Origin of the sequence: Priestia filamentosa, assembly GCF_900177535.1 — a bacterium.
Lineage (GTDB): Bacteria > Bacillota > Bacilli > Bacillales > Bacillaceae_H > Bacillus_I > Bacillus_I filamentosa.
In genome coordinates this window covers 13,835-40,087 of record NZ_FXAJ01000009.1, presented here as the reverse complement: position 1 = coordinate 40,087, position 26,253 = coordinate 13,835, and the positions used below count along the sequence as shown (strand labels likewise).

Below are 26,253 nucleotides of genomic sequence, written 5' to 3'. Positions count from 1 at the left end.
TTCCCATGCTTGGGTTTTACCAGCTAGCTTTTTTAACACCAGGAATTTGACCTTTATAAGCAAGTTCACGGAAACAAATACGGCAAAGCTTAAATTTGCGGATTACAGAGTGTGGACGTCCGCAGCGCTCACAACGAGTGTACGCTTGAACTTCAAACTTCGGCTGACGCTTTTGTTTCGCAATCATTGATTTTTTAGCCACAATTTCGCCTCCTCTGCTTAACGTTGGCCAGAATTATTTCTGGAATGGCATTCCGAATTGAGTTAATAGCTCACGAGACTCTTCGTCTGTGTTTGCAGTTGTAACAATTACGATATCCATACCACGTACTTTGTTTACTTTATCATAATCAATCTCTGGGAAGATTAATTGTTCTTTAATACCTAGAGTGTAGTTTCCGCGACCATCAAATGATTTTTTAGAAACTCCACGGAAGTCACGTACACGAGGAAGAGATACAGAGATCAATTTGTCAAAGAACTCATACATACGCTCTCCACGTAGTGTAACTTTTGCACCAATTGGCATACCTTCACGTAGACGGAAAGTAGCGATTGATTTCTTAGCACGAGTAACTAGTGGTTTTTGACCTGTAAGAGCTGTTAACTCTTCAACAGCGCTGTCTAATGCTTTAGCATTTTGTACAGCTTCACCAATTCCCATGTTTACTACGATCTTTTCAAGTTTAGGAACTTGCATTACAGATGTATAATTGAACTTCTCTACTAGAGAAGGAGTGATTTCTTTCTGAAATTTTTCTTTCAGGCGGTTCATCAATGAGTACCTCCTTTCACTGACTAATATTATTTATCTAAAGTTTCACCAGATTTTTTTGCTACACGTACCTTTTTGCCGTCTTCAACTTTGTAACCAACACGTGTTGGTTCGCCAGTCTTAGGATCTAACAGCATTACGTTGGATACATGGATAGGTGCTTCCTGGCTGTTGATTCCACCTTGTGGATTTAATTGAGATGGTTTTGAATGTTTCTTAACGATATTCACACCTTCAACAATCACACGGTCTTTTTTCGGATAAGCAGTAAGAACTACGCCTTGTTTGCCTTTATCCTTACCAGAGATAACCACTACTTTGTCACCTTTTTTGACATGCATCTTTTCGCACCTCCTTAAGGACCATCATTTTATCATTTATTAAAGAACTTCTGGAGCAAGGGACACAATCTTCATGAAGCTGTTGTCACGTAGTTCACGTGCAACTGGTCCGAAGATACGAGTACCACGCGGGCTCTTATCGTCACGGATAATTACGCAAGCATTTTCGTCGAAACGGATGTATGAACCGTCTTTACGACGAACACCACGTTTAGTACGAACTACTACAGCTTTAACGACATCACCTTTTTTAACAACGCCACCAGGTGTTGCTTGTTTCACCGTAACAACGATAACATCACCGATGTTAGCTGTTTTGCGACCAGATCCACCTAAAACTTTGATTGTTAAAACTTCACGAGCACCAGAGTTGTCAGCAACTTTCAAACGAGATTCTTGTTGAATCATCTAGTTTTACCTCCCTTCGGATCAATCCTCACTATCCGATCATTAGATAATTACAGCTTCTTCAACGACGTCAACTAGACGGAAACGTTTTGTAGCTGAAAGCGGACGAGTTTCCATAATACGCACGATATCGCCAATTTTTGCTTGGTTATTTTCATCATGTGCTTTAAGTTTCTTTGAGTACTTTACGCGTTTGCCGTAAAGTGAATCAGTTTTGTAAGTTTCAACTAGAACTGTGATTGTTTTATCCATTTTGTCAGAAACAACACGCCCAGTGTAAACTTTACGTTGGTTACGTTCACTCATTCTGAAAGCCTCCCTTCAGACTTAATTATTTACTAGCAGCAATCTCTCTTGCACGGATTACAGTCTTCATACGAGCAATTGACTTACGTACTTCAGGAATACGTGCAGTATTTTCTAATTGTCCAGTCGCTAATTGAAAACGAAGGTTGAACAATTCTTCTTTTAAAGACTTAACTTTTTGTTCAATTTCAGCAGTGGTTAGATCACGGATTTCATTAACCTTCATTTGAGTCACCACCAATTTCTTCACGTTTTACAAACTTACATTTGATAGGTAGTTTGTGTGCAGCAAGACGAAGTGCTTCACGAGCAACCTCTTCACTTACACCTGCGATTTCAAACATAATCTTTCCAGGTTTTACAACTGCTACCCAGCCCTCTGGAGCACCTTTACCGGAACCCATGCGGACCTCTAGAGGTTTTGCAGTGTAAGGTTTAGAAGGGAAGATTTTAATCCATACTTTACCGCCACGCTTCATGTAACGAGTCATTGCGATACGAGCAGCTTCAATCTGACGGTTAGTAATCCAAGAATTTTCTAAAGCTTGTAAACCATATTCACCAAATGCAACTTCCGTACCACCTTTTGCACGACCTTTCATGCGACCACGATGTTCACGACGATATTTAACACGTTTTGGCAATAACATAATTATTTTCCTCCTTCCTTAGAGTTCTTCTTAGTAGGAAGGACCTCTCCACGATAAATCCATACTTTTACACCGATTTTACCGTAAGTTGTATCAGCTTCAGCTGTACCATAGTCAATATCAGCGCGAAGAGTATGAAGAGGAACTGTACCTTCACTGTAGTATTCAGCACGAGCGATGTCTGCTCCGCCTAAACGACCAGATGTCATTGTCTTAATCCCTTTAGCACCCGCACGCATAGTACGTTGGATAGCTTGCTTTTGAGCACGACGGAATGACACACGATTTTCAAGTTGACGAGCGATGTTTTCTGCTACAAGTTTAGCATCGATATCTGCTCTTTTAACTTCAAGGATGTTAATGTGTACACGTTTGCCTGTTAGTTGGTTAAGAGCTTTACGAAGTGCTTCAACTTCAGTACCACCTTTACCAATTACCATACCAGGTTTTGCAGTGTGGATCGTGATGTTCAAACGGTTAGCAGCACGTTCGATTTCTACTTTAGAAACAGAAGCGTCACTTAAGCGTTTGCTGATGTATTCACGAACTTTTAAATCTTCATGTAGTAAATTTGCGTAGTCTTTCTCAGCGTACCATTTTGACTCCCAGTCACGAATGACGCCGATACGCAAACCAATTGGATTCACTTTTTGACCCATCGATTATCCCTCCTTCTTTTCTGATACCACAACTGTGATGTGGCTAGTGCGTTTGTTGATTTGGCTTGCACGTCCCATAGCACGTGGACGGAAACGTTTAAGTGTTGGACCTTCGTCTACGAACACTTCTGAAACAACTAAGTTGTTTGCATCCATTTCATAATTGTGTTCTGCATTTGCGATAGCAGAGTTTAATACTTTTTCCACAACTGGGGAAGCAGCTTTTGGCGTAAGTTTTAAAATCGCTACAGCTTCTCCTACTTGCTTTCCTCGAATTAAATCTACGACTAAGCGAACTTTACGAGGCGCAATACGAACTGTCTTTGCAACAGCTTTAGCTTGCATTTGAATGCCTCCTCTCTTAATTAGCGTCTTGTTTTCTTATCGTCATTACCATGGCCTTTATAAGTACGTGTTGGTGCAAATTCACCAAGCTTATGTCCTACCATGTCTTCAGTAACGTAAACAGGTACATGCTTACGACCGTCATATACAGCAATCGTATGACCCATGAATTGTGGGAAAATTGTTGAACGACGAGACCAAGTTTTAACAACTTGTTTCTTATCAGCTTCATTCAATTTTTCGATTTTGTTCATTAAATGATCATCCACAAAAGGTCCTTTTTTCAAACTGCGACCCATAAATGAACCTCCCTTCGTGATTGCCCTACGGTTCTTTTGAACCGTAGCTCAATCCCGTTATTTTTTACGACGACGAACGATGAATTTATCAGACTTGTTGTTCTTCTTACGAGTTTTGTAACCAAGAGTTGGTTTACCCCATGGTGACATTGGTGATTTACGTCCGATTGGTGCGCGACCTTCACCACCACCGTGTGGGTGATCGTTAGGGTTCATTACAGAACCACGAACAGTTGGGCGCTTACCTAACCAGCGAGAACGACCAGCTTTACCGATGTTGATAAGTTCATGTTGTTCATTACCAACTTGACCGATTGTAGCACGGCAAGTAGCAAGAATCATGCGAACTTCACCAGAATTCAAACGAACAAGTACGTATTTACCTTCTTTACCAAGTACTTGAGCAGAAGTACCTGCAGAACGTACAAGCTGACCACCTTTACCAGGTTTAAGCTCGATGTTATGAATTACAGTACCTACTGGGATATTTTGAAGTGGTAATGCATTACCTACTTTAATATCTGCTTCAGGTCCAGTCATAACTTCTGTACCTACTGTTAAGTTCTTAGGAGCAAGAATGTAACGTTTTTCACCATCTGCATAAACGATAAGTGCGATGTTAGCCGAACGGTTTGGATCATACTCAATAGTAGCAACGCGTCCTGGTATTCCATCTTTGTCACGTTTGAAGTCGATGATGCGGTATTGACGTTTGTGTCCACCACCTTGGTGACGAACTGTCAGTTTACCTTGGTTGTTACGTCCACCTTTTTTGTTTAAAGGCGCAAGTAACGATTTCTCTGGCTTGTCAGTAGTGATCTCAGCGAAATCAGAACCTGACATGCCGCGACGACCATTTGTGGTTGGTTTAAACTTTTTAATCGCCATGTGAATTTCCCTCCTTCTTTATAAGACTTATGCTTCGAATAATTCGATTTCTTTGCTATCAGCTGTTAAAGTAACAACTGCTTTACGACGACGGTTAGTAAGACCTGTATAGCGACCTACGCGCTTAGACTTACCTTTATAGTTCATGATGTTCACTTTTTCAACTTTCACGTCGAAAATTTCTTCAACAGCATCTTTAACAGCTGTTTTGTTAGCACGAACATCTACTTCAAAAGTATATTTACGATCAGCCATTACGTCTGTTGAACGTTCAGTAATGACGGGGCGCTTAATAATATCACGAGAAGTTTTCATTATGCAAGCACCTCCTCTACTTTTTGAACCGCACCTTTAGTGAAGACAACTTTTTCTGCGCTAACTAGGTCTAGAACGTTTACGCTTGAAGCAGTAATAACGTTAACACCAGGGATGTTGCGAGCAGAAAGAGTAACGTTCTCGTTCACATCAGCTGTAACGATAAGCGTTTTGCTATTTACAGATAAGTTAGAAAGAACTGCTACCATGTCTTTAGTTTTTGGTGCTTGTAATGCTAAATCTTCTAATACTACAAAATCATTGCTTTGTACTTTAGAAGAAAGAGCAGATTTGATTGCTAGACGACGTACTTTTTTAGGTAACTTGTAGCTGTAGCTACGTGGAGTAGGACCAAATACAACCCCACCGCCTCTCCATTGTGGAGAACGGATTGATCCTTGACGAGCACGACCAGTACCTTTTTGACGCCATGGTTTACGGCCACCGCCTCTTACTTCAGAACGGTTTTTAACTTTATGAGTACCTTGACGAGTTGCAGAACGCTGCATTAAAATCGCGTCAAATAGTACACTTTCGTTTGGTTCGATTCCAAAAACGGCTTCGTTTAAGTCAATGTTACCTAAGTTTTCGCCGCCTTGGTTAAACAATGCTACTGTTGGCATTGGTTATTCCTCCTTTCCTAGAAGAGTGTTTTATTTTACTTTAACTCCGCTTTTCACTACTACTAGTGATTTTTTAGATCCAGGTACATTACCTTTTACTAAAAGAAGATTACGCTCTGTATCAACTTTCACGATTGATAAGTTTTGTACAGTAACGCGTTCGCCACCCATTTGTCCAGGTAATGCTTTACCTTTCATAACGCGGTTTGGATCAACTGGACCCATTGAACCCGGGCTACGGTGATAGTGGGAACCATGAGACATAGGTCCGCGAGATTGGTTATGACGCTTGATAGCACCTTGGAAACCTTTCCCTTTAGACGTACCTGTCACATCAATTACGTCACCTTCTGCAAAAATATCAACTTTGACTTCCTGACCAACTTCGTATTCCTCCACGTTCACGTCGCGAAGTTCACGAGTGTAGCGCTTAGGAGCAGTATTAGCTTTTTCGAAATGGCCTTTTTTAGGTTTGTTAGCTAGCTTTTCGCGTAGGTCATCAAAACCTAATTGGATAGCTTCATATCCGTCAGTTTCTACAGTTCTCTTTTGAACTACTACGTTTGGAGCAGCTTCGATTACTGTTACTGGGATAAGCTCACCATTTTCAGCAAATACTTGTGTCATACCGATTTTCTTTCCTAAGATTCCTTTGGTCATTTGTCACACCTCCTGTAATTGTTAGGTTTTATTTATTAAAGTTTAATTTCAATATCCACACCTGATGGTAAGTCTAGACGCATTAGTGAATCAACTGTTTGTGGAGTTGGGTTCACGATATCGATTAGACGCTTGTGTGTACGCATCTCGAATTGCTCACGAGAATCTTTGTATTTGTGCACCGCACGTAAGATTGTATAAACAGACTTCTCAGTTGGAAGTGGGATCGGACCTGATACATTAGCACCCGAACGCTTTGCAGTTTCAACAATCTTCTCAGCAGATTGATCTAAAATTCTGTGATCATAAGCTTTTAAACGAATACGAATCTTTTCTTTTGCCATTATTTTCCCTCCTTTTTCGCCTATTTTCATAAATAGACATTCTCCGTAGGAATTTCCTCACCACTCGCCGTGGCAAAGCGGCCGGGTGTGTCAGCAACCTCCTACATCATCGCATTGAAAGACCAACATTAGCTATTATATAGAAAAAACACCTGCATTGCAAGACTTTTTTTATATGTTTTCGGTCTCTTACACTTTTTCTATTATACATACGTTAGCCTATCAATTCAAGTAATGAAAGAAGAAATATGAAAGGAATTACTTGTAAAATTAGTTTTCTTCTATTTATATAGTAGAAACAAGGTATAGACATAAAAAAAAGACGAGCTTTAAAGCTCGTCTTTTTATATTATCGATTACTCGATGATTGTTGAAACAACGCCTGATCCAACAGTACGTCCGCCTTCACGGATAGAGAAGCGAGTACCTTCTTCGATCGCGATTGTTGAGATAAGCTCAACAGTCATTTCAGTGTTGTCTCCAGGCATAACCATTTCTACGCCTTCTGGAAGAACAACGATACCAGTTACGTCAGTTGTACGGAAGTAGAACTGAGGACGGTAGTTAGAGAAGAATGGAGTATGACGTCCACCTTCGTCTTTAGAAAGAACATAAACTTCTGATTTGAACTTTTTGTGTGGAGTGATAGTACCTGGTTTAGCAAGTACTTGACCACGTTGGATATCTTCACGAGCAACCCCACGAAGAAGAGCACCAATGTTGTCTCCAGCTTCAGCATAGTCAAGAAGCTTACGGAACATTTCTACACCTGTAACTGTAGTCTTTTTGTTTTCTTCTTGAAGACCGATGATTTCAACTTCGTCACCGACTTTAACTTGTCCACGCTCAACACGTCCAGTAGCAACTGTACCACGACCAGTGATTGAGAATACGTCCTCAACTGGCATCATGAATGGTTTGTCAGTGTCACGCTCTGGAGTTGGGATGTAGCTATCAACAGCATCCATAAGTTCGAAGATTTTAGCTTCGTAGTCAGCGTCTCCTTCAAGAGCTCTAAGAGCTGAACCTTTGATTACTGGTACATCGTCACCAGGGAAGTCGTATTCAGAAAGAAGGTCACGTACTTCCATTTCTACTAATTCAAGAAGCTCTTCGTCGTCTACCATGTCACATTTGTTTAAGAATACAACGATGTATGGTACACCTACGTTACGAGAAAGAAGGATATGCTCACGAGTTTGTGGCATTGGGCCATCAGCAGCAGATACTACTAGGATAGCTCCGTCCATTTGTGCAGCACCAGTGATCATGTTTTTAACATAGTCAGCATGTCCTGGGCAGTCAACGTGTGCATAGTGACGGCTGTCAGTTTCATACTCAACGTGTGCAGTTGAGATTGTGATTCCACGTTCGCGCTCTTCTGGAGCACCATCGATTTGATCGTATGCCATTGCAGTACCAGTACCAGATTTCTTATGAAGTACTGTAGAAATAGCAGCAGTTAGAGTTGTTTTACCATGGTCAACGTGACCAATTGTGCCGATATTAGCATGTGTTTTGGAACGGTCGAATTTTTCTTTACCCATTCTAAAATCCTCCTTAAGTATATAAGATCTATTTTTTCATATGGAATGCCGTGAAAGGGAGGATGCTCCACTTTCACAGCCTACATAAGTAGTTATACTTGAATAAAGCGTGAAAATCAATTATTCACCTTTATTTTTTTTGATGATTTCTTCAGCAAGTGATTTTGGAATCTCTTCGTAGTGATCGAAGTGCATTGTGTAAGTTCCGCGACCTTGAGTGTTTGAACGTAATGCAGTTGCATAACCAAACATCTCAGCAAGAGGTACGAATGCACGTACAACTTGAGCTGGTCCGCGAGCTTCCATACCTTCAACGCGTCCACGACGAGAAGTAACATCACCCATGATGTCTCCCATATATTCTTCAGGGATAACAACTTCAACTTTCATTAAAGGCTCAAGAATTACTGGACTACATTTTGAAGCAGCGTTTTTAAGTGCCATTGAAGCGGCAATTTTGAACGCCATTTCATTTGAATCCACATCATGGTAAGAACCATCATAAAGCTTCGCCTTAATGTCAATTAGAGGGTATCCAGCAACAACACCATTATCTAATGCATCTTCAAGACCTGCTTGAACTGCTGGAATGTACTCACGAGGTACAACCCCACCGACAACTGCATTTTCAAATTCAAATCCAGCGCCTTCTTCGTTTGGTGAGAATTCGATCCAAACGTGACCATATTGACCACGACCACCAGACTGACGTACGAATTTTCCTTCTACTTGAGCAGAACTGCGGAAAGTTTCACGATAAGCTACTTGTGGAGCACCAACGTTAGCTTCTACTTTGAATTCACGTTTCATACGATCAACAAGAATATCAAGGTGAAGCTCACCCATACCTGAGATGATCGTTTGACCAGTCTCATTATCAGTACGAGTACGGAATGTTGGATCTTCCTCAGCAAGCTTAGCAAGAGCTGTACCCATTTTATCTTGGTCAGCTTTTGATTTAGGCTCGATAGCTACGTGGATAACTGGCTCTGGGAATTCCATAGACTCAAGAATAACAAGATTCTTTTCGTCACATAGAGTATCACCAGTTGACGTATCTTTAAGACCTACTGCACCAGCGATATCTCCAGCGTAAACTGTTGAAATTTCTTCGCGGTGGTTTGCGTGCATTTGTAGGATACGACCTACACGCTCACGCTTATCTTTTGTTGAGTTCTTAACGTAAGAACCTGAGTTCAATGTTCCAGAGTATACGCGGAAGAACGTTAGTTTTCCAACGTAAGGATCTGTCATAACTTTGAACGCAAGCGCTGAGAATGGCGCCTCATCAGAAGATTCACGTGTTACTTCCTCCTCAGTACCAGGTACAGTACCTGTGATCGCTGGTACATCAGTTGGAGCTGGAAGGTAGTCGATTACTGCATCAAGCATTAATTGAACACCTTTGTTTTTGAAGGCAGAACCACAGATAACTGGGTAGAAATCAACACTACAAGTTCCTTGACGGATTGCAGCTTTTAATTCATCAGTTGTTAGTTCTTCACCTTCTAGATACTTCATCATTAGCTCTTCGTCAAGATCTGCAACTGCTTCAACAAGGCTAGCACGATATTCATCAGCTTGCTCTTTGTATTCTTCAGGAATCTCACGAGCTTCAGCACGAGTACCTAGGTCATCTTCGTAGAAGTAAGCTTTCATTTCTACTAAGTCGATGATACCTTCGAATGCATCTTCAGCACCAATTGGAAGTTGGATAGGATGCGCATTTGCACCTAAACGATCTTTCAAAGTGCCTACAGAGTACAAGAAGTCCGCGCCTAGTTTATCCATTTTGTTAACGAATACTACACGTGGAACTCCATAAGTAGTAGCCTGACGCCAAACTGTTTCAGTTTGTGGCTCTACTCCAGATTGTGCGTCAAGAACAGCTACCGCACCATCAAGTACACGAAGAGAACGTTCAACTTCAACAGTGAAGTCTACGTGTCCTGGAGTATCGATGATGTTTACACGGTTACCTTTCCATTGAGCTGTCGTCGCAGCAGAAGTGATTGTGATACCACGTTCTTGCTCCTGCTCCATCCAGTCCATTTGTGAAGCTCCTTCATGAGTTTCACCGATTTTGTGGATACGACCAGTGTAAAAAAGGATACGCTCGGTAGTTGTTGTTTTTCCGGCATCAATATGTGCCATGATACCAATATTACGAGTATTTTCTAAGGAGAACTCTCTTGCCATCTTGGTACTTCTCCTTCCTTTTTTTAAGAATGGTTTTTATAGTAGTAAAAATCTTACCAACGATAATGAGCAAATGCTTTGTTAGCTTCTGCCATTTTGTGTACATCTTCACGCTTCTTAACAGCAGCACCAGTGTTGTTAGCTGCATCTAAGATTTCGTTAGCTAAACGCTCTTCCATAGTTTTTTCACCACGAAGACGAGCGTAGTTCACTAACCAGCGAAGACCTAAAGTTGTACGACGCTCTGGGCGAACCTCAACTGGTACTTGATAGTTAGAACCACCTACACGACGAGCTCTAACTTCTAGTACAGGCATGATGTTTTTAAGTGCTTCATCGAACACTTCCATAGCATCTTTACCTGAACGTTCTTTGATAAGGTCGAAAGAGTTATAAAGGATAGCTTCAGCTTTTCCTTTTTTACCGTCTAACATAACCTTATTGATTAAACGAGTTACAAGTTTAGAATTATAAATTGGATCTGGTAATACGTCACGTTTTGCAACAGGACCTTTACGAGGCATTATAGTTCCTCCTTTCACTGAGGTTTAGTTATAGTTAAATTATTTTTTAGGACGTTTAGTACCGTATTTAGAACGGCCTTGCATACGACCATCAACACCAGCTGTGTCAAGCGCACCACGAACGATGTGGTAACGTACCCCTGGTAAGTCTTTTACACGACCGCCACGGATTAACACTACGCTATGCTCTTGTAAGTTATGACCGATACCAGGAATGTAAGCAGTAACCTCGATACCGTTTGTTAAACGAACACGTGCATATTTACGAAGAGCCGAGTTCGGTTTCTTCGGTGTCATTGTACCTACACGAGTACAAACACCACGTTTTTGTGGTGAAGAAAGGTTAGTTTGAGCTTTTTTGAAGCTGTTGTAACCTTTGTTTAATGCTGGAGAATCTGATTTTTGAACTTTGTTAGTACGACCTTTACGTACTAATTGGTTAATTGTAGGCATTGTTTTTCCTCCTTTCATCTTTTTTCAAGCCCACTCATCCAGGTGGTTCATTTAAAAGTAAAAACAAAGTTCTTGAAATTTTCATTTCAAAAACGTTTCACTACATTATGGCAACAGATGCTGTTCCATCAATGGGGCCCACAAGTCTTTTTCACTTTTCACTGAGTTAACATAGAAAAGAGCGACATTGTTTCTAATTACTAACTTTAAAGATCTCTTTAAAGTAGTGATTACAATATCGTTGACTATACCATCTTTGGAAAGCAAGAGCTGTTTGCTTCGTTCCTACAATGATATCTGAGCCTAATATACTTCTATAAAATAAAAGTAGTAGGTTACTGATAGGAGCACCTTTTGTATAGTATCATTCTCCCGAGGGGATGTCAACAAAATCTCGTAAGTTTTTTATGACATCCCTGTGGGAAAAAATGATTACATTAATCTACAGTAATAAACTCAGCGTCTTGAGCTGGTTTTGGCGTTGTTTGACGATAACGTGTCATCCCTGTACCAGCTGGCACAAGTTTACCGATGATAACATTTTCTTTCAAGCCAAGAAGCTCATCGCGCTTACCTTTGATTGCTGCGTCTGTAAGAACTCGTGTTGTTTCTTGGAATGATGCAGCAGAAAGGAACGAGTCTGTTTCAAGAGATGCTTTTGTAATACCAAGTAACACAGGATGACCTGTTGCAGGGCGTTTGCCTTCAAGCAATACTTTTTCGTTGGCATCTGTAAATTGGTGAATATCAAGTAATGATCCAGGAAGAACAGTTGTATCTCCAGAATCCATTACACGCACTTTACGAAGCATTTGGCGAACCATAACTTCAACGTGCTTATCTCCAATTTCTACCCCTTGCATACGGTATACTTTTTGCACTTCTTTTAATAGATATTCTTGAACAGCCATAAGATCCTTCACTTTTAGTAACTCTTTAGGGTCTACAGAACCTTCTGTTAGTTCTTGACCTTGAAGAACATATTGTCCGTCAGTTACTTTTAAGCGAGCATTATATGGTGCTGTATATGTTTTAGATTCAATGCTGCCTTGAATTGTAATTTCCTGCTGGCGGTCGCGGATTTCACGGATATTTGTTACTGTACCGTCAATTTCAGAAATCATCGCTTGACCTTTAGGATTACGTGCTTCAAATAGCTCTTGGATACGAGGTAAACCTTGAGTGATATCGTCTCCAGCAACCCCACCTGTATGGAATGTACGCATTGTTAACTGTGTACCAGGCTCCCCGATAGACTGGGCAGCGATAATACCAACAGCTTCACCAACTTCAACTTGTGAACCTGTAGCTAAGTTGCGTCCATAACATTTTTTACATACGCCGTGGCGTGTGTTACAAGTGAACGCAGAACGAATCCATACCTCTTCAATACCTGCTTCAACAATTGCTTTAGACATATCTTCTGTAATTAGATCGTTTTCGCGAGCCATTACTTCGCCTGTTTCAGGGTGCTTAATAGTTTTTCTAGAATAACGACCAATTAAGCGCTCTTCAAGGCTCTCGATTTCTTCTGTTCCTTCCTTAATAGAACGGATAAGAAGCCCACGATCTGTGCCACAGTCGTCATCACGAACGATAACATCTTGAGCAACGTCAACAAGACGACGAGTAAGGTAACCTGAATCGGCTGTTTTAAGAGCTGTATCGGCAAGACCTTTACGAGCTCCGTGTGTCGAGATAAAGTATTCTAATACCGTTAATCCTTCACGGAAACTAGATTTGATTGGTAACTCAATGATACGTCCAGATGGGTTGGCCATCAATCCACGCATACCTGCAAGCTGCGTAAAGTTAGATGCGTTACCACGGGCTCCAGAGTCACTCATCATGAAGATTGAGTTGCTTCGGTCAAGAGTTGCCATTAGTTTTCCTTGGATTACGTCTTTCGCTTCACTCCAAATAGAGATTACGCGTTCGTAACGTTCTTCTTCTGTAATAAGACCGCGTTTGAACTGTTTTAGAACTTTATCTACTTTATGTTGAGCTTCTTCAAGAATCTCTTGTTTTTCACCTAATACTACGATATCAGCTACACCGACTGTAATACCAGCTTTTGTAGAATATTTAAAGCCTAGATCTTTCATACGGTCTAACATACGAGATGTTTCCGTAATTTTGAAACGTTTGAAGATCTCAGCAATAATATTTCCAAGAATCTTCTTGTTGAACGGATCAACAGCTTCTAATGATTCAATATATTCACGTACGTTTGCACCTTTATCAACGAAATATCTCTTCGGTGTTTCATTTTCAAGATTGAATCTTGTTGGTTCGTTGATGTAAGGGAACGAATCAGGCAAAATTTCATTGAATACTAGCTTACCTACTGTTGTAACAAGAAGCTGATTTCTTTGTTCTTCAGTGAACGTTTGGTTGTCTAAAGAACTAGCTTGAACAGCTACGCGTGTATGAAGATGAACATAACCATTTTGGTACGCAAGAATGGCTTCATTTGAATCTTTGAAAGTCATTCCTTCTCCAACAGCGCCAACACGCTCCATTGTTAGGTAGTAGTTACCTAATACCATATCCTGAGACGGCGTAACAACTGGTTTTCCGTCTTTCGGGTTTAAGATATTTTGGGCAGCCAGCATTAGAATGCGTGCCTCAGCTTGTGCTTCAGCAGAAAGTGGTACGTGGACCGCCATTTGGTCACCGTCAAAGTCTGCATTGTAAGCTGTACACACTAATGGATGAAGACGAATTGCTCTACCTTCTACTAGAGTTGGTTCAAATGCTTGAATACCAAGTCTATGAAGTGTAGGTGCACGGTTTAGAAGAACTGGATGTTCTTTAATAACCGATTCTAAAACGTCCCATACTTCAGATTGAACGCGTTCAATCTTACGTTTTGCACTCTTGATGTTATGAGCTAAGCCACGAGCAACAAGCTCTTTCATTACGAACGGCTTGAATAACTCAAGAGCCATTTCTTTTGGTAAACCACATTGGTACATTTTTAAGTTAGGACCTACAACGATAACGGAACGACCAGAGTAGTCAACACGTTTTCCAAGTAAGTTTTGACGGAAACGACCTTGTTTACCTTTTAGCATATGTGAAAGTGATTTTAGAGGACGGTTACCAGGTCCTGTAACAGGACGGCCACGACGACCATTATCAATCAACGCATCAACAGCTTCTTGTAACATACGCTTTTCGTTTTGGACGATGATGCTTGGAGCACCAAGGTCTAAAAGACGCTTCAAGCGGTTGTTACGGTTAATTACACGACGATATAAATCGTTTAAGTCAGATGTCGCAAAACGACCACCGTCTAATTGAACCATTGGACGTAATTCCGGTGGAATAACAGGTAGGACATCAAGGATCATCCAATCTGTATGGTTTCCAGAGTTACGAAATGCTTCCAATACTTCTAGACGTTTGATTGCTCTAGTACGACGTTGACCTTGTGCAGTTTTTAGTTCTTCTTTAAGAAGTTCAACTTCTTTATTTAAGTCAATGTCTTGAAGAATTTTTTTAACAGCTTCTGCACCCATTGCAGCCTGGAAAGTTTGACCATACTTCTCACGATATGCACGGTATTCTTTCTCAGAAAGAAGCTGTTTCTTTTCAAGCGGTGTATCTCCTGTATCTGTTACAACGTAAGAAGCAAAATAAATAATCTCTTCTAATGCACGTGGAGACATGTCTAATACAAGACCCATACGACTTGGGATTCCTTTGAAATACCAAATGTGTGAAACTGGGGCTGCAAGCTCGATATGTCCCATACGCTCGCGTCGAACTTTAGCACGAGTTACTTCTACACCACAACGGTCACATACAACGCCTTTATAACGAACGCGTTTATATTTTCCGCAATGGCATTCCCAGTCCTTTTGAGGACCGAAAATGCGCTCGCAGAAGAGACCATCTTTTTCAGGTTTTAATGTACGATAGTTAATTGTTTCAGGTTTTTTAACCTCACCGTAAGACCATGAACGGATTTTATCAGGTGAAGCAAGACCAATTTTCATATACTCAAAGTTATTTACATCTAACAAGGGGCCTACCTCCCTCTTAGTCTACAGGTTTTCCCTTATTGCCTCTACTCTTTTATGACAGGGTCTTTTTGCAGCTGTGCCTGTGGTTCTGGCTGAGCATCATTCATGATAGCTTCATTTGGTTGATCTTGATCATCCTCTGAATCCATGAAATCAATCTCTTTTTCATCGCCAGATAGAATTTTAACGTCCATACCTAAGCTTTGAAGCTCTTTAATTAATACTTTAAATGATTCTGGTACGCCTGGTTCTGGAACGTTTTCGCCTTTAACGATGGCTTCATATGTTTTAACACGACCAACAACGTCGTCTGATTTAACTGTTAAGATTTCTTGAAGTGTATAAGCAGCACCATATGCTTCAAGTGCCCATACTTCCATCTCACCAAAACGCTGTCCACCGAACTGAGCTTTACCTCCAAGTGGCTGTTGCGTAACAAGTGAATATGGTCCAGTTGAACGAGCATGAAGTTTATCATCAACCATGTGCGCAAGTTTGATCATATACATGACACCAACAGATACGCGGTTGTCGAACGGATCTCCTGTACGGCCGTCATAAAGAACTGTCTTCGCATCACGAGCCATACCTGCTTCTTCAATTGTTGCCCAAACATCTTCCTCACGTGCTCCATCAAATACAGGAGTTGCCACATGAATGCCAAGTTGACGAGCAGCCATACCAAGATGAAGCTCTAATACCTGACCGATGTTCATACGAGATGGTACCCCTAATGGATTTAACATGATATCAATTGGTGTTCCATCTGGTAAATATGGCATATCCTCTTCAGGTAGAATGCGTGAGATAACACCTTTGTTACCATGTCGTCCCGCCATTTTATCCCCTTCAGAGATTTTACGTTTTTGAACGATGTACGCGCGAACAAGTTGGTTTACTCCCGGTGGAAGTTCGTCACCATCTTCACGGTTAAACACTTTCACATCTAACACAATTCCGCCTCCACCATGTGGAACACGAAGTGAAGTATCGCGTACTTCGCGTGCTTTTTCACCGAAGATTGCATGTAATAGACGTTCTTCTGCTGTTAATTCTGTTACCCCTTTTGGCGTTACTTTACCAACAAGTAGATCTCCGTCTTTTACTTCAGCACCGACGCGAATGATTCCACGCTCGTCAAGATTACGAAGTGCATCTTCACCAACGTTTGGAATATCACGTGTGATTTCTTCAGGTCCAAGCTTTGTATCACGAGACTCTGACTCATATTCTTCAATATGAACAGACGTATAAACATCATCTTTTACAAGACGTTCGCTCATGATGATTGCATCCTCATAGTTGTAACCATCCCACGTCATGAAACCAACAAGAACGTTGCGTCCAAGAGCAAGCTCACCTTTGTCCATTGAAGGACCATCAGCAAGAATCTCACCTTTTTTCACTTCATCCCCAACAGAAACAATAGGGCGTTGGTTATAACATGTTCCTTGGTTAGAACGAATGAATTTCAGCATATTATATTTATCAAGGTCACCTTTTACCATTTGACCGTCTACTTCTTCGTAACGACGTACCCACACGTGTTTTGCTTCAACGCGCTCTACAATACCTGGTTGTTTACAAATAACGGCTGCACCAGAGTCTTTACCAGATACGTACTCCATACCTGTTCCAACGATTGGTGCTTCTGGTTTAAGCAATGGTACTGCTTGACGTTGCATGTTCGCTCCCATTAGAGCACGGTTAGAGTCATCGTTCTCTAAGAATGGGATACAAGCTGTTGCAGCAGATACTACTTGCTTAGGTGATACATCCATATAATCAATGCGATCACGCTTCATTACGGTGTTTTCTCCACGGAAACGAGATACGATTTCTTCATCTAAAAATTCACCTTCGTCGCCAAGACGAGCATTTGCCTGTGCAACTACATAGTTATCTTCTTCATCTGCTGTAAGGTAATCAATTCTGTCAGTGACTTTTCCTGTTTCAGGATCAACACGACGGTACGGAGTTTCAATAAATCCGAATTTGTTTACTTTTGCATAAGAAGATAATGAGTTGATAAGCCCAATGTTTGGACCCTCTGGCGTCTCAATCGGACACATACGACCATAGTGAGAGTAGTGAACGTCACGCACTTCGAAACCAGCACGCTCACGTGTTAAACCACCAGGTCCTAATGCAGAAAGACGACGTTTGTGAGTTAACTCACCTAATGGGTTTGTTTGGTCCATGAACTGTGAAAGCTGAGAGCTTCCAAAGAACTCTTTAATTGATGCAATAACCGGACGAATGTTAATTAATTGTTGCGGCGTAATTGCATTTGTATCTTGAATTGACATTCTCTCACGCACAACGCGCTCCATACGAGAAAGACCAATGCGGAATTGGTTTTGCAGCAATTCTCCAACTGAACGTAGACGACGGTTTCCTAAGTGGTCGATATCGTCTGTTCCTCCAACTTGGTGAAGAAGGTTGAAGAAATAGCTTATAGAAGCCAAGATATCAGCAGGTGTAATGTTTTTAACACTCTCATCTATGAAAGTATTACCTAAAACATTAATAACTTTCTCACCTTCTGCGTCTCCTGGTGCATAGATTTTGATAGACTGAAGAGATACTTCTTCTTCAAGAACTCCGCCTACTGGCTCATGAGTCTGGAAGTTTACGCCGCCCTCTAGCATTGGTAAAATGCGATCAAGTGTACGACGATCAATGATAGTATTTTTTTCAACAAGAATCTCACCTGTTTCAGGATCAACAAGCGTTTCTGCTAGACGTTGATTGAACAAACGATTCTTGATGTGAAGCTTCTTATTAATCTTGTAACGTCCAACATTTGCTAAATCATAGCGTTTTGGATCGAAGAAACGAGAAACTAATAGAGTTTTAGCATTTTCTACTGTTGGAGGCTCTCCAGGACGTAGACGCTCATAGATCTCTAATAGAGCTTTCTCTGTGTTTTCTGTATTGTCTTTTTCAAGCGTGTTTCGTAGATATTCATTATCTCCGAGTAAATCAATGATTTCTTGATCAGTTCCAAATCCAAGTGCACGTAAAAGCACAGTAACTGGCAGTTTACGCGTGCGGTCGATACGTACATAAACAACGTCTTTTGCGTCTGTTTCGTACTCTAACCAAGCTCCACGGTTTGGAATAACAGTAGCGGTATAGCCTTTCTTACCGTTTTTGTCTACTTTTCCACTGAAATACACGCTAGGAGAACGAACAAGCTGAGAAACGATAACACGTTCAGCACCATTGATGACAAACGTACCTGTTTCTGTCATAAGAGGAAAATCTCCCATGAACACTTCTTGGTCTTTTACTTCTCCTGTTTCTTTATGAATCAAACGTACTTTTACACGTAAAGGTGCAGAATACGTTACATCACGTTCTTTTGCTTCCTCTACGGAATACTTTGGTTCACCTAAGCTGTAGTCGATAAACTCTAAAGATAGGCTACCTGTAAAGTCCTCAATTGGAGAAATATCCTGGAACATTTCTCTTAAACCCTCATCAAGAAACCATTGATAAGAAGAGGTTTGAATTTCAATGAGGTTTGGTAATTCTAAAACTTCACTGATACGAGCATAACTTCTACGTTGGCGGTGGCGTCCATACTGAACTAGTTGACCTGTCAACTGATTCACCCCTCAAATCAAGCGTTATTATTGAAACTTTTAATGATAAAAAGGTAACAATACCTATCATTAAACAAAAGAAAAAATGGTTTCTTCATTAAAAAACCACAATTTCGTTAAAACGTACTATTGATTTTATTAGCTTTTCCATACAAACTAAAATTATACCTTTTTAGGTATAATTTTTTTATTAAGATGGAATAATTACATATTGGCATTTTATAATGTTAACACATCGAAAAATTAGTGTCAAATTTTTTTTGCACGAATAATATAATAACCTTTTTTCTTTGTTTCTACCAAAACTTCAGAAAATAACTCTTCTAATTTTTCAAGTGCAGAAGGAGCTCCTTGCTTTTTCTGAATAACAACCCAAAGCTCGCCATTTTCTTTTAACCGAGTTGATGCCCCTTCAAGGATTTCATGAACAACCTTTTTCCCTGCTCGAATAGGCGGGTTTGTCAAAATAGCTGCATATTGATCTGATGAAATATTTTCATATGCTGAACTTTTGAAGATGTTCACATTCTCAACGCCGTTACTTTTTGCATTTTCACTTGAAAGCTCCAGCGCCCGCTCATTTACATCAACCATATCCACTTTACGACTTGGCCATTGTTTAGCTAAAGATATTCCAATTGGGCCATACCCACATCCAACATCAAGAAAATCCCCTTGTACTTCTGGTTCTTCAAATGTTTCAATAAGCAAGCGAGAACCAAAATCGACTTCCTTCTTCGAAAATACACCATGATCTGTTGTAAATGTAAAATGGTGATTCCGCAGCGTGAAGTAAAAGCTTTGTCGATCGCTTTGAGCAGAAGGGTTTGATGAAAAATAGTGCTCTGTCATTTTACGTAGCTCCTCCTCACTTCCATAATACTGTAACTTTTTTCATTATACAAAAGAATGAGCCTAATGTGAAATGCTCGCTTTTTAAGAAAGTCAAAAGAGGCCGTTCACGACGCGCCCCTTTGCCCTTAAACATAAAGATAAGCGAGGTTTCTAAGAAAACCTCGCTTATCTTCTATTATAACATTAAGCGTATGCTGTAATGTTTAAATTATTTAACTTCTACAGAAGCGCCAACTTCTTCAAGTTTAGCTTTAAGCTCGTCAGCTTCCTCTTGAGAAATGCCTTCTTTAAGAGCTTTTGGAGTGTTGTCAACAAGTTCTTTAGCCTCTTTTAAGCCAAGACCAGTGATTTCACGTACTACTTTGATAACTTTGATTTTTTGTCCGCCAGCACCAGCAAGTACTACGTCAAATTCAGTTTTCTCAGCAGCAGCGTCTCCACCAGCACCACCAGCTACAGCTACAGGAGCAGCAGCAGTTACACCGAATTCTTCTTCAATTGCTTTTACTAGGTCGTTAAGTTCAAGAACTGTCATTTCTTTAATAGCATCGATAATTTGTTCTTTAGACATTTGAAAGTCCTCCTCATTGGATTATAATTTAGTTTTAAAACCGTTAGCTATAATTAAGCGCCTTGCTCTTCTTTTTGATCTGCAACAGCTTTAGTTGCAAGAGCGAAGTTACGAGCTGGAGCTTGAAGTACGCTAAGAAGCATAGAAAGTAAGCCTTCACGAGATGGAAGAGTTGCGATTGCTTGAATTTCTTCAACTGAAGCAATATTCCCTTCAAGAACACCCGCTTTAATTTCAAGAGCTTCATTTTCTTTCGCAAATGCATGTAAAACTTTAGCTGGTGCAATAACATCCTCATTAGAGAAAGCAATTGCGTTTGGTCCAGTTAATGCATCGTTAAGCTCAGTTAACTCAGCTTTTTCTACCGCACGGCGAGTTAAAGTATTTTTGAATACTTTGAATTCTACGCCAGCATCACGTAGGTTTTTACGAAGTTCTGTTACTTGAGATACGTTTAGTCCACGGTAGTCAACAATGATTGTTGATTTACTATTTTTAAACTTATCAGCAATTTCGTCTACGATCACTTTCTTTTGTTCGATAGCACTGCTCATTTTTACACCTCCCGGAAATTTCGATATGCACATTTATGCCTTTTAAAAGGTGCAACATAAGAAGACCCTCTATGTGGTAAATAAGACATAGAGGGTTTTCTAAAACGAGCGTACAGACGTGCAACGCTGCTTTATATCATACACCTCGGTAGGAAATTAAGCTTTAGTAAGCACCTACTGTCTTTGGCAATAATGTTTAATTTTAAGACAAGGTAAATTATATTAAATGACTGTTAGAAAGTCAATACCTTATTATTTAATTCCAAAAGATGCCGTATCAACTTTTACACCAGGGCCCATTGTAGAAGCTACAGCTAGGTTCTTGATGTAAGTTCCTTTTGAAGAAGCAGGTTTAACTTTAAGCATTGTTTCATAAAGTGCTGTAAAGTTTTCAACAAGCTTGTTATCTTCAAATGATACTTTACCAATTGGTACATGAATGTTACCAGCTTTATCAACGCGATATTCAACTTTACCAGCTTTGATTTCGTTGATTGCTTTTTCAACGTCGAATGTTACTGTACCAGTTTTAGGGTTTGGCATTAAACCTTTTGGTCCTAATACGCGACCAAGTTTACCAACTTCACCCATCATGTCTGGAGTAGCTACAACTACGTCAAAATCAAACCAACCTTGTTGGATTTTGTTGATGTAATCAGAATCGCCAACGAAGTCAGCTCCAGCAGCTTCTGCTTCTTTTGCTTTCTCACCTTTAGCGAATACTAATACACGTTGAGTTTTACCAGTACCATGCGGTAAAACTAAAGCGCCACGGATTTGTTGATCAGCTTTTTTAGGATCTACTCCTAAACGAAATGCTGTTTCAACTGTTGCGTCGAAATTTACTGTGCTTGTTTTTTTGATCAGTTCAATTGCTTCTTTAACATCATAAGCAACTGTACGATCTACTAACTTAGAAGCTTCTAAGTACTTTTTACCTTTTTTAGCCATTTTAAATTTCCTCCTTATGTGGTTTTAGCGGAATAACCTCCCACGAATAAAGGTTGCGAAATGGCAAAACCATACCCGCAACCTTGTCAACTACCAATACGTTTTACATAGGAATTAGTCTTCGATAACGATTCCCATGCTACGAGCAGTACCTTCAACCATACGCATAGCCGCTTCTACGTCTGCTGCGTTAAGGTCTGGCATTTTCGTTTCAGCAATCTCGCGTACTTTATCTCGTTTCACTGTTGCTACTTTGTTACGATTTGGTTCACCAGAACCTGACTCGATACCAGCTGCTTTTTTAAGTAATACTGCAGCAGGAGGAGTCTTCGTAATGAATGTAAATGAACGGTCCTCAAATACCGAAATTTCAACTGGAATGATCAATCCTGCTTGATCTGCTGTACGAGCGTTAAACTCCTTACAGAATCCCATGATGTTTACACCTGCTTGACCCAATGCTGGACCAACTGGTGGAGCTGGGTTTGCTTTGCCCGCAGGAATTTGTAGTTTTACAACTTTCACTACTTTTTTAGCCACGAGACACACCTCCTTAAGTCCGTGATGTGGTAATAGGGGATTAGCCCCTCCCACTCATTCTTCTTTATCTCGTATTAAAAAATATAAAGAATATTTAATGTATAGTCTCAAAAATTGAGACGTACTGACTTATGAAATGTTACCACTGTTTCAACAGAAATGCAAGTTTTTTATGAGGAAATTTCTAGGTCATCGTCTCAGAGCACATTAAATCTCTTTCTATTCAATCTTATCAATCTGGTGGAAATCAAGTTCGACAGGTGTTTCACGACCAAACATGTTAACAAGTACTTTAATTTTCTTTTTATCAAAGTCAATTTCTTCAATTGTTCCTTCAAAGTTTGCAAATGGCCCTTCTTTCACCATAACAACCTCTTTAAGTTCAAAACCAAGATCTACTTTCTCGTGCTCCATCCCCATTCTTTTCAGAATTACTTCTGATTCTTCCGGTAATAATGGGGTTGGTTTTGACCCTGAACCTGTTGATCCAACGAAACCAGTAACACCAGGTGTATTTCGTACTACGTACCAAGAATCATCTGTCATGACAATTTCTACTAACACATAACCTGGGAATACTTTCTTCTTCGTTACTTTTGTCTTGTTGTTCTTTGTTTCTGTTTCTTCTTCTTCCGGTACAATTACACGGAAGATTTTATCTTGCATGCCCATTGATTCGACACGCTTTTCTAAATTGGCTTTCACTTTGTTTTCATAACCAGAATAGGTATGAACAACGTACCAGTTTTTCTCCATTGCTGAGGACCTCCGTCCTTTCCCTCCCACTCACTCGAAGTGAAACTATTTTAAGACAAATTAAAAAACCCGTCTCCGGGCTTTTCACATAGCTTATCTATTTTGTATTATACCATGTTTATTCATCACTTATTCAAGGAATCAATCGGATTAATGAAGAAATTCCTAGATCTACTACAGCAAAGAACGCTGTCATGACAATTACAGTCGTCACAACTGTGATGGTATAACGAGTTAATTCTTTTTTTGTTGGCCAGCTGACTTTTTTCATTTCGCGTACTACATCTTTAAAAAAGCTTCCAATTCGTTTCATTAAAACGAAACCTCCAGTTGAAAAGGGGTAGAATCAATCTATTTTGTTTCTAAATGTGCCGTATGGCTGTTACACGTTTTGCAAAACTTCTTAATTTCAAGCCTGTCCCCTGCCGCACTGCTATTTTTCATTGTAGAATAGTTACGACTTCCACAAGCAGAACAAGCCAAAACAGATTTTTTACGCATCTTTATCACCTGTTATCATAATACCCATAGGTATAACATATAATATCCTTAAAAAAGTATCATAATTACACAATAAATGTCAACATGGCATTCTATAAGAATGCCATGTCGACTTTTTTATAATGTTATCTCTCTTAATTCTAAATATCTCTCTAACTTACGTTTGACGCGCTGTAAGGCATTGTCGATCGATTTCACATGACGATTTAACTCTTCGGAAATTTCTTGATAAGATTGTCCATCAAGATAAAGGACAAGTACTTTTCTTTCCAAATCACTTAGAAGTTCAGCCATCTTAAGTTCAATATCGTCGAACTTCTCTTGGTTAATAATCAATTCTTCAGGATTCATAATCTTAGCTCCTGAAATAATATCCATAAGCGTACGGTCTGATTCCTCGTCATAAATAGGCTTGTCCAATGATATATAAGAATTAAGCGGAATATGCTTTTGTCGAGTTGCTGTTTTGATAGCCGTAATAATCTGCCTTGTAATACAGAGCTCAGCAAAAGCTTTAAAAGATGATAGCTTATCTTCCCTAAAATCACGGATGGCTTTGTAAAGTCCAATCATGCCTTCTTGTACAATATCTTCTCTGTCTGCACCTATTAAAAAATACGATCTTGCTTTTGCTCTTACAAAATTTCGGTATTTGTGAATCAAGTAATCTAATGCTTCGCTATTACCACTGTGAACCAACTCTACAACCAATTCATCTTCTTGACGTTGTAACTGAACGCTTTCCTTTGAACTAAGTTTTAAGCCCACATCGATCCCCCCGAACGCGCAGTAGATAGCAATATTATACAGTAGATACTCTCACTTGACAAACGGAATTGTGTGAAAAAAGAGATATTTTCTAAATTTTTTTACTACTTTTCCCCTCTTCGCCATTTTTCGAACACTTCGGATACTTGATCTGAAAGGGTAATCCGGCTTATTGGTTTTTTTTCTCGAATAATATCGACATTTTTTTTAATTTCCCCTTCAATTTCAATGACTTCATTGCGAAGTTCACGAGCAGATTTTCTTAGAGCCCCTTGGCCAAATATCACCCATTGTTCCGTAAAATCAGATGTTGCAACATGAATCTGTGTCTTGATATTGTTAAGCTCGCTTGCTAACTTTTCAATACATTCATCCGCTGTCTCATTCTCTTTCGTAAAAATCACTTTCACTTTATGTGTATCTCTCTTTTTTTCCAGTCCAGGTACCATGTGTGCATCAAAAACAACTAGAACTTGATACCCTGTATATGCACGATACTCCGCTAGCTTCTCGATAAGAATATCTCTTGCACTTTCTAAGTCTTTGTCTCGTAAGCTTCTTAGCTCTGGCCATGCTCCAATAATGTTGTAACCATCAACAAGAAGTATATTCTCCATGTTTAGCTACCTAGGGGATGACGTTTGCGATGAACTTCATACATAAGCAGACTTGCTGCAACTGAAGCATTTAAGGATGTTACATGCCCAACCATAGGAAGTTTGATAAGAAAATCACATTTATCTTTGACAAGACGACTCATTCCCTTGCCTTCACTGCCGATAATTAAACAGAGCGGCATTTTCCCATCCATTGTGCGGTAATCTTCTGCTCCTTTAGCATCTGTTCCGAAAAACCAAATTCCGCGATCCTTTAATTCATCAATCGTACGAGCTAAATTTGTTACACGTGAAACGGGGATATGTTCAATAGCTCCTGTAGAAGCTTTAGCAACTGTTGCTGTTAAGCTTACAGAACGGCGTTTTGGAATAATGATTCCATGTGCGCCAACAGCATCAGCTGTTCTCATGATGGATCCTAAATTATGAGGATCTTCAAGTTCGTCTAATAATAGAAAAAACGGTGTTTCGTTCTTCTTCTCGGCTAAGGCAAACATGTCATCAATCTCCGCATACTGATATGCAGCAACAAGAGCAACAACTCCTTGATGGTTTGCATCTACTAGCTGATCAATTTTCTTTTTTGGAACAAATTGAACAAGCACCTTCTTTTGTTTAGCTGTATTGATAACTTGTTGCATTTGGCCACGCTGTGAACCTTCTGCAATCCAAATCTTATTAATGTCTCGCTCTGCTTTTAAAGCTTCTAAGACAGGATTTTTACCGGCAATAAATTCTTGATTCTCACTCACCGTTTTCTTCACTCCTTTCAATAATCATAATGGCTTTTTCAACAATTTCAGTTACGCGTTTTTGTTGACTGTCAAGATAAAGATAGCCAAGCACAGCTTCAAATGCTGTGCTATAGCGATATGTTTGTACATCTGTATGCTTTGGAATACTTCCTGATTTAGCATTTCGTCCTCTTCTTAAGACGGCTTGTTCTTCTTCAGTTAAGAATCCTTCATCTAGTAGCTGATGAACAATCTTCGCCTGTGCCCGTGCTGATACATATTCTTTTGCCTGTCTGTGTAGCATATTTGGTCGTACACTGCCTTTCAACAGGAGATGATGACGTATATACTGATCGAATACTGCATCTCCCATATAAGCTAATGCAAGACTGTTTAATTGTTTTACTTCTATTTGGTTGTCTAACATA

General features: G+C 39.9%; 33 protein-coding genes and 1 other annotated feature. All 33 genes read right to left on the bottom strand.

Features of this window, described 5'->3' with window-relative positions; genetic code table 11:
* Positions 1-16: 16 nt before the first annotated feature.
* The 33 genes from B9N79_RS22250 to B9N79_RS22090 all read right to left on the bottom strand — a co-directional run bounded on the left by B9N79_RS22250 (position 17) and on the right by B9N79_RS22090 (position 26,252).
* Entirely contained in the window at positions 17-202 is a 186-nt protein-coding gene (locus B9N79_RS22250) for a type Z 30S ribosomal protein S14 (RefSeq protein ID WP_019394057.1), read from the bottom strand.
* 33 nt (positions 203-235) lie between these two features.
* Positions 236-775: a 50S ribosomal protein L5 gene (gene rplE / locus B9N79_RS22245; RefSeq protein WP_019394058.1), complete on the bottom strand. Its 540-nt coding sequence runs from the start codon at positions 773-775 to the stop codon at positions 236-238.
* Between the two features lie 29 nt (positions 776-804).
* On the bottom strand, positions 805-1,116 hold the full coding sequence (rplX, locus tag B9N79_RS22240; RefSeq protein WP_019394059.1) for a 50S ribosomal protein L24: 312 nt from the start codon (positions 1,114-1,116) through the stop codon (positions 805-807).
* Between the two features lie 39 nt (positions 1,117-1,155).
* Entirely contained in the window at positions 1,156-1,524 is a 369-nt protein-coding gene (rplN, locus tag B9N79_RS22235) for a 50S ribosomal protein L14 (protein WP_019394060.1), read from the bottom strand.
* A gap of 42 nt (positions 1,525-1,566) precedes the next feature.
* Positions 1,567-1,830, bottom strand: a complete 264-nt coding sequence (gene rpsQ, locus B9N79_RS22230; protein WP_019394061.1) for a 30S ribosomal protein S17 — start codon at positions 1,828-1,830, stop codon at positions 1,567-1,569.
* A 25-nt stretch (positions 1,831-1,855) separates the two neighbouring features.
* The gene (gene rpmC, locus B9N79_RS22225) at positions 1,856-2,056 is read right to left on the bottom strand and encodes a 50S ribosomal protein L29 (protein WP_019394062.1); all 201 of its coding nucleotides are present in this window, start codon (positions 2,054-2,056) and stop codon (positions 1,856-1,858) included.
* Positions 2,046-2,480, bottom strand: coding sequence for a 50S ribosomal protein L16 (rplP, locus tag B9N79_RS22220; RefSeq protein WP_040056350.1), 435 nt, complete (start codon positions 2,478-2,480; stop codon positions 2,046-2,048). Before rplP ends, rpmC begins: the two co-directional genes overlap by 11 nt.
* Positions 2,481-2,482: 2 nt before the next feature.
* The gene (gene rpsC, locus B9N79_RS22215) at positions 2,483-3,139 is read right to left on the bottom strand and encodes a 30S ribosomal protein S3 (protein WP_019394064.1); all 657 of its coding nucleotides are present in this window, start codon (positions 3,137-3,139) and stop codon (positions 2,483-2,485) included.
* A 3-nt stretch (positions 3,140-3,142) separates the two neighbouring features.
* On the bottom strand, positions 3,143-3,484 hold the full coding sequence (gene rplV, locus B9N79_RS22210; RefSeq protein WP_019394065.1) for a 50S ribosomal protein L22: 342 nt from the start codon (positions 3,482-3,484) through the stop codon (positions 3,143-3,145).
* A gap of 20 nt (positions 3,485-3,504) precedes the next feature.
* A complete protein-coding gene (rpsS, locus tag B9N79_RS22205; RefSeq protein ID WP_019394066.1) occupies positions 3,505-3,783 on the bottom strand; it encodes a 30S ribosomal protein S19 in 279 nt (92 codons plus the stop codon).
* A gap of 57 nt (positions 3,784-3,840) precedes the next feature.
* Entirely contained in the window at positions 3,841-4,671 is an 831-nt protein-coding gene (rplB, locus tag B9N79_RS22200; RefSeq protein WP_040056351.1) for a 50S ribosomal protein L2, read from the bottom strand.
* Between the two features lie 27 nt (positions 4,672-4,698).
* Positions 4,699-4,986 carry a 50S ribosomal protein L23 gene (gene rplW / locus B9N79_RS22195; RefSeq protein WP_019394068.1) on the bottom strand — a complete coding sequence of 96 codons (288 nt, stop codon included), beginning with the start codon at positions 4,984-4,986 and terminating at the stop codon, positions 4,699-4,701.
* Positions 4,986-5,609, bottom strand: a complete 624-nt coding sequence (gene rplD, locus B9N79_RS22190) for a 50S ribosomal protein L4 (protein WP_040056352.1) — start codon at positions 5,607-5,609, stop codon at positions 4,986-4,988. The genes rplW and rplD overlap by 1 nt, the downstream gene beginning before the upstream one ends.
* A 30-nt stretch (positions 5,610-5,639) precedes the next feature.
* Positions 5,640-6,269, bottom strand: coding sequence for a 50S ribosomal protein L3 (rplC, locus tag B9N79_RS22185; protein ID WP_019394070.1), 630 nt, complete (start codon positions 6,267-6,269; stop codon positions 5,640-5,642).
* Positions 6,270-6,304: 35 nt separating this feature from the next.
* The gene (gene rpsJ / locus B9N79_RS22180) at positions 6,305-6,613 is read right to left on the bottom strand and encodes a 30S ribosomal protein S10 (protein WP_019394071.1); all 309 of its coding nucleotides are present in this window, start codon (positions 6,611-6,613) and stop codon (positions 6,305-6,307) included.
* A 356-nt stretch (positions 6,614-6,969) separates the two neighbouring features.
* Positions 6,970-8,160, bottom strand: a complete 1,191-nt coding sequence (gene tuf, locus B9N79_RS22175) for an elongation factor Tu (RefSeq protein ID WP_040056353.1) — start codon at positions 8,158-8,160, stop codon at positions 6,970-6,972.
* Positions 8,161-8,280: 120 nt separating this feature from the next.
* Positions 8,281-10,359, bottom strand: a complete 2,079-nt coding sequence (gene fusA, locus B9N79_RS22170; RefSeq protein WP_040056354.1) for an elongation factor G — start codon at positions 10,357-10,359, stop codon at positions 8,281-8,283.
* A 53-nt stretch (positions 10,360-10,412) separates the two neighbouring features.
* On the bottom strand, positions 10,413-10,883 hold the full coding sequence (gene rpsG / locus B9N79_RS22165; protein ID WP_019394074.1) for a 30S ribosomal protein S7: 471 nt from the start codon (positions 10,881-10,883) through the stop codon (positions 10,413-10,415).
* Between the two features lie 39 nt (positions 10,884-10,922).
* Positions 10,923-11,336, bottom strand: coding sequence for a 30S ribosomal protein S12 (rpsL, locus tag B9N79_RS22160; RefSeq protein WP_019394075.1), 414 nt, complete (start codon positions 11,334-11,336; stop codon positions 10,923-10,925).
* A gap of 437 nt (positions 11,337-11,773) precedes the next feature.
* Positions 11,774-15,367, bottom strand: coding sequence for a DNA-directed RNA polymerase subunit beta' (gene rpoC, locus B9N79_RS22155; RefSeq protein WP_019394076.1), 3,594 nt, complete (start codon positions 15,365-15,367; stop codon positions 11,774-11,776).
* A 44-nt stretch (positions 15,368-15,411) separates the two neighbouring features.
* Positions 15,412-18,978, bottom strand: a complete 3,567-nt coding sequence (rpoB, locus tag B9N79_RS22150) for a DNA-directed RNA polymerase subunit beta (protein WP_085118977.1) — start codon at positions 18,976-18,978, stop codon at positions 15,412-15,414.
* A gap of 249 nt (positions 18,979-19,227) precedes the next feature.
* On the bottom strand, positions 19,228-19,830 hold the full coding sequence (locus B9N79_RS22145) for a class I SAM-dependent methyltransferase (protein ID WP_040056356.1): 603 nt from the start codon (positions 19,828-19,830) through the stop codon (positions 19,228-19,230).
* Between the two features lie 211 nt (positions 19,831-20,041).
* The gene (gene rplL, locus B9N79_RS22140) at positions 20,042-20,404 is read right to left on the bottom strand and encodes a 50S ribosomal protein L7/L12 (protein WP_040056357.1); all 363 of its coding nucleotides are present in this window, start codon (positions 20,402-20,404) and stop codon (positions 20,042-20,044) included.
* A 53-nt stretch (positions 20,405-20,457) separates the two neighbouring features.
* Positions 20,458-20,958, bottom strand: a complete 501-nt coding sequence (gene rplJ / locus B9N79_RS22135) for a 50S ribosomal protein L10 (RefSeq protein ID WP_040056358.1) — start codon at positions 20,956-20,958, stop codon at positions 20,458-20,460.
* A 50-nt stretch (positions 20,959-21,008) separates the two neighbouring features.
* Positions 21,009-21,163: a sequence feature (ribosomal protein L10 leader region), on the bottom strand.
* 47 nt (positions 21,164-21,210) lie between these two features.
* Positions 21,211-21,909 (bottom strand): 50S ribosomal protein L1, encoded by a 699-nt coding sequence (gene rplA / locus B9N79_RS22130; RefSeq protein ID WP_040056359.1) that lies wholly within the window; start codon positions 21,907-21,909, stop codon positions 21,211-21,213.
* A gap of 114 nt (positions 21,910-22,023) precedes the next feature.
* Entirely contained in the window at positions 22,024-22,449 is a 426-nt protein-coding gene (rplK, locus tag B9N79_RS22125) for a 50S ribosomal protein L11 (RefSeq protein ID WP_019394082.1), read from the bottom strand.
* Positions 22,450-22,668: 219 nt separating this feature from the next.
* Positions 22,669-23,205, bottom strand: coding sequence for a transcription termination/antitermination protein NusG (nusG, locus tag B9N79_RS22120; RefSeq protein ID WP_019394083.1), 537 nt, complete (start codon positions 23,203-23,205; stop codon positions 22,669-22,671).
* 133 nt (positions 23,206-23,338) lie between these two features.
* Positions 23,339-23,518, bottom strand: a complete 180-nt coding sequence (secE, locus tag B9N79_RS22115) for a preprotein translocase subunit SecE (protein ID WP_019394084.1) — start codon at positions 23,516-23,518, stop codon at positions 23,339-23,341.
* A gap of 38 nt (positions 23,519-23,556) precedes the next feature.
* On the bottom strand, positions 23,557-23,706 hold the full coding sequence (rpmG, locus tag B9N79_RS22110; protein ID WP_019394085.1) for a 50S ribosomal protein L33: 150 nt from the start codon (positions 23,704-23,706) through the stop codon (positions 23,557-23,559).
* Between the two features lie 117 nt (positions 23,707-23,823).
* Positions 23,824-24,474, bottom strand: a complete 651-nt coding sequence (gene sigH, locus B9N79_RS22105; protein WP_019394086.1) for an RNA polymerase sporulation sigma factor SigH — start codon at positions 24,472-24,474, stop codon at positions 23,824-23,826.
* A 104-nt stretch (positions 24,475-24,578) separates the two neighbouring features.
* Entirely contained in the window at positions 24,579-25,091 is a 513-nt protein-coding gene (locus B9N79_RS22100; protein ID WP_019394087.1) for an NYN domain-containing protein, read from the bottom strand.
* 2 nt (positions 25,092-25,093) lie between these two features.
* Entirely contained in the window at positions 25,094-25,843 is a 750-nt protein-coding gene (rlmB, locus tag B9N79_RS22095) for a 23S rRNA (guanosine(2251)-2'-O)-methyltransferase RlmB (RefSeq protein WP_019394088.1), read from the bottom strand.
* Positions 25,836-26,252 carry a Mini-ribonuclease 3 gene (locus tag B9N79_RS22090; protein WP_019394089.1) on the bottom strand — a complete coding sequence of 139 codons (417 nt, stop codon included), beginning with the start codon at positions 26,250-26,252 and terminating at the stop codon, positions 25,836-25,838. Before B9N79_RS22090 ends, rlmB begins: the two co-directional genes overlap by 8 nt.
* Position 26,253 lies beyond the last annotated feature (1 nt).

Coding starts and splice junctions, on each gene's coding strand:
- rplE (WP_019394058.1), bottom strand. CDS start 775: ATGAACCGCCTGAAAGAAAAATTTCAGAAAGAAATCACTCCTTCTCTA.
- rplX (WP_019394059.1), bottom strand. CDS start 1,116: ATGCATGTCAAAAAAGGTGACAAAGTAGTGGTTATCTCTGGTAAGGAT.
- rplN (WP_019394060.1), bottom strand. CDS start 1,524: ATGATTCAACAAGAATCTCGTTTGAAAGTTGCTGACAACTCTGGTGCT.
- rpsQ (WP_019394061.1), bottom strand. CDS start 1,830: ATGAGTGAACGTAACCAACGTAAAGTTTACACTGGGCGTGTTGTTTCT.
- rpmC (WP_019394062.1), bottom strand. CDS start 2,056: ATGAAGGTTAATGAAATCCGTGATCTAACCACTGCTGAAATTGAACAA.
- rplP (WP_040056350.1), bottom strand. CDS start 2,480: ATGTTATTGCCAAAACGTGTTAAATATCGTCGTGAACATCGTGGTCGC.
- rpsC (WP_019394064.1), bottom strand. CDS start 3,139: ATGGGTCAAAAAGTGAATCCAATTGGTTTGCGTATCGGCGTCATTCGT.
- rplV (WP_019394065.1), bottom strand. CDS start 3,484: ATGCAAGCTAAAGCTGTTGCAAAGACAGTTCGTATTGCGCCTCGTAAA.
- rpsS (WP_019394066.1), bottom strand. CDS start 3,783: ATGGGTCGCAGTTTGAAAAAAGGACCTTTTGTGGATGATCATTTAATG.
- rplB (WP_040056351.1), bottom strand. CDS start 4,671: ATGGCGATTAAAAAGTTTAAACCAACCACAAATGGTCGTCGCGGCATG.
- rplW (WP_019394068.1), bottom strand. CDS start 4,986: ATGAAAACTTCTCGTGATATTATTAAGCGCCCCGTCATTACTGAACGT.
- rplD (WP_040056352.1), bottom strand. CDS start 5,609: ATGCCAACAGTAGCATTGTTTAACCAAGGCGGCGAAAACTTAGGTAAC.
- rplC (WP_019394070.1), bottom strand. CDS start 6,269: ATGACCAAAGGAATCTTAGGAAAGAAAATCGGTATGACACAAGTATTT.
- rpsJ (WP_019394071.1), bottom strand. CDS start 6,613: ATGGCAAAAGAAAAGATTCGTATTCGTTTAAAAGCTTATGATCACAGA.
- tuf (WP_040056353.1), bottom strand. CDS start 8,160: ATGGGTAAAGAAAAATTCGACCGTTCCAAAACACATGCTAATATCGGC.
- fusA (WP_040056354.1), bottom strand. CDS start 10,359: ATGGCAAGAGAGTTCTCCTTAGAAAATACTCGTAATATTGGTATCATG.
- rpsG (WP_019394074.1), bottom strand. CDS start 10,883: ATGCCTCGTAAAGGTCCTGTTGCAAAACGTGACGTATTACCAGATCCA.
- rpsL (WP_019394075.1), bottom strand. CDS start 11,336: ATGCCTACAATTAACCAATTAGTACGTAAAGGTCGTACTAACAAAGTT.
- B9N79_RS22145 (WP_040056356.1), bottom strand. CDS start 19,830: ATGACAGAGCACTATTTTTCATCAAACCCTTCTGCTCAAAGCGATCGA.
- rplL (WP_040056357.1), bottom strand. CDS start 20,404: ATGTCTAAAGAACAAATTATCGATGCTATTAAAGAAATGACAGTTCTT.
- rplJ (WP_040056358.1), bottom strand. CDS start 20,958: ATGAGCAGTGCTATCGAACAAAAGAAAGTGATCGTAGACGAAATTGCT.
- rplA (WP_040056359.1), bottom strand. CDS start 21,909: ATGGCTAAAAAAGGTAAAAAGTACTTAGAAGCTTCTAAGTTAGTAGAT.
- nusG (WP_019394083.1), bottom strand. CDS start 23,205: ATGGAGAAAAACTGGTACGTTGTTCATACCTATTCTGGTTATGAAAAC.
- secE (WP_019394084.1), bottom strand. CDS start 23,518: ATGAAACGAATTGGAAGCTTTTTTAAAGATGTAGTACGCGAAATGAAA.
- rpmG (WP_019394085.1), bottom strand. CDS start 23,706: ATGCGTAAAAAATCTGTTTTGGCTTGTTCTGCTTGTGGAAGTCGTAAC.
- B9N79_RS22100 (WP_019394087.1), bottom strand. CDS start 25,091: ATGGAGAATATACTTCTTGTTGATGGTTACAACATTATTGGAGCATGG.
- B9N79_RS22090 (WP_019394089.1), bottom strand. CDS start 26,252: ATGTTAGACAACCAAATAGAAGTAAAACAATTAAACAGTCTTGCATTA.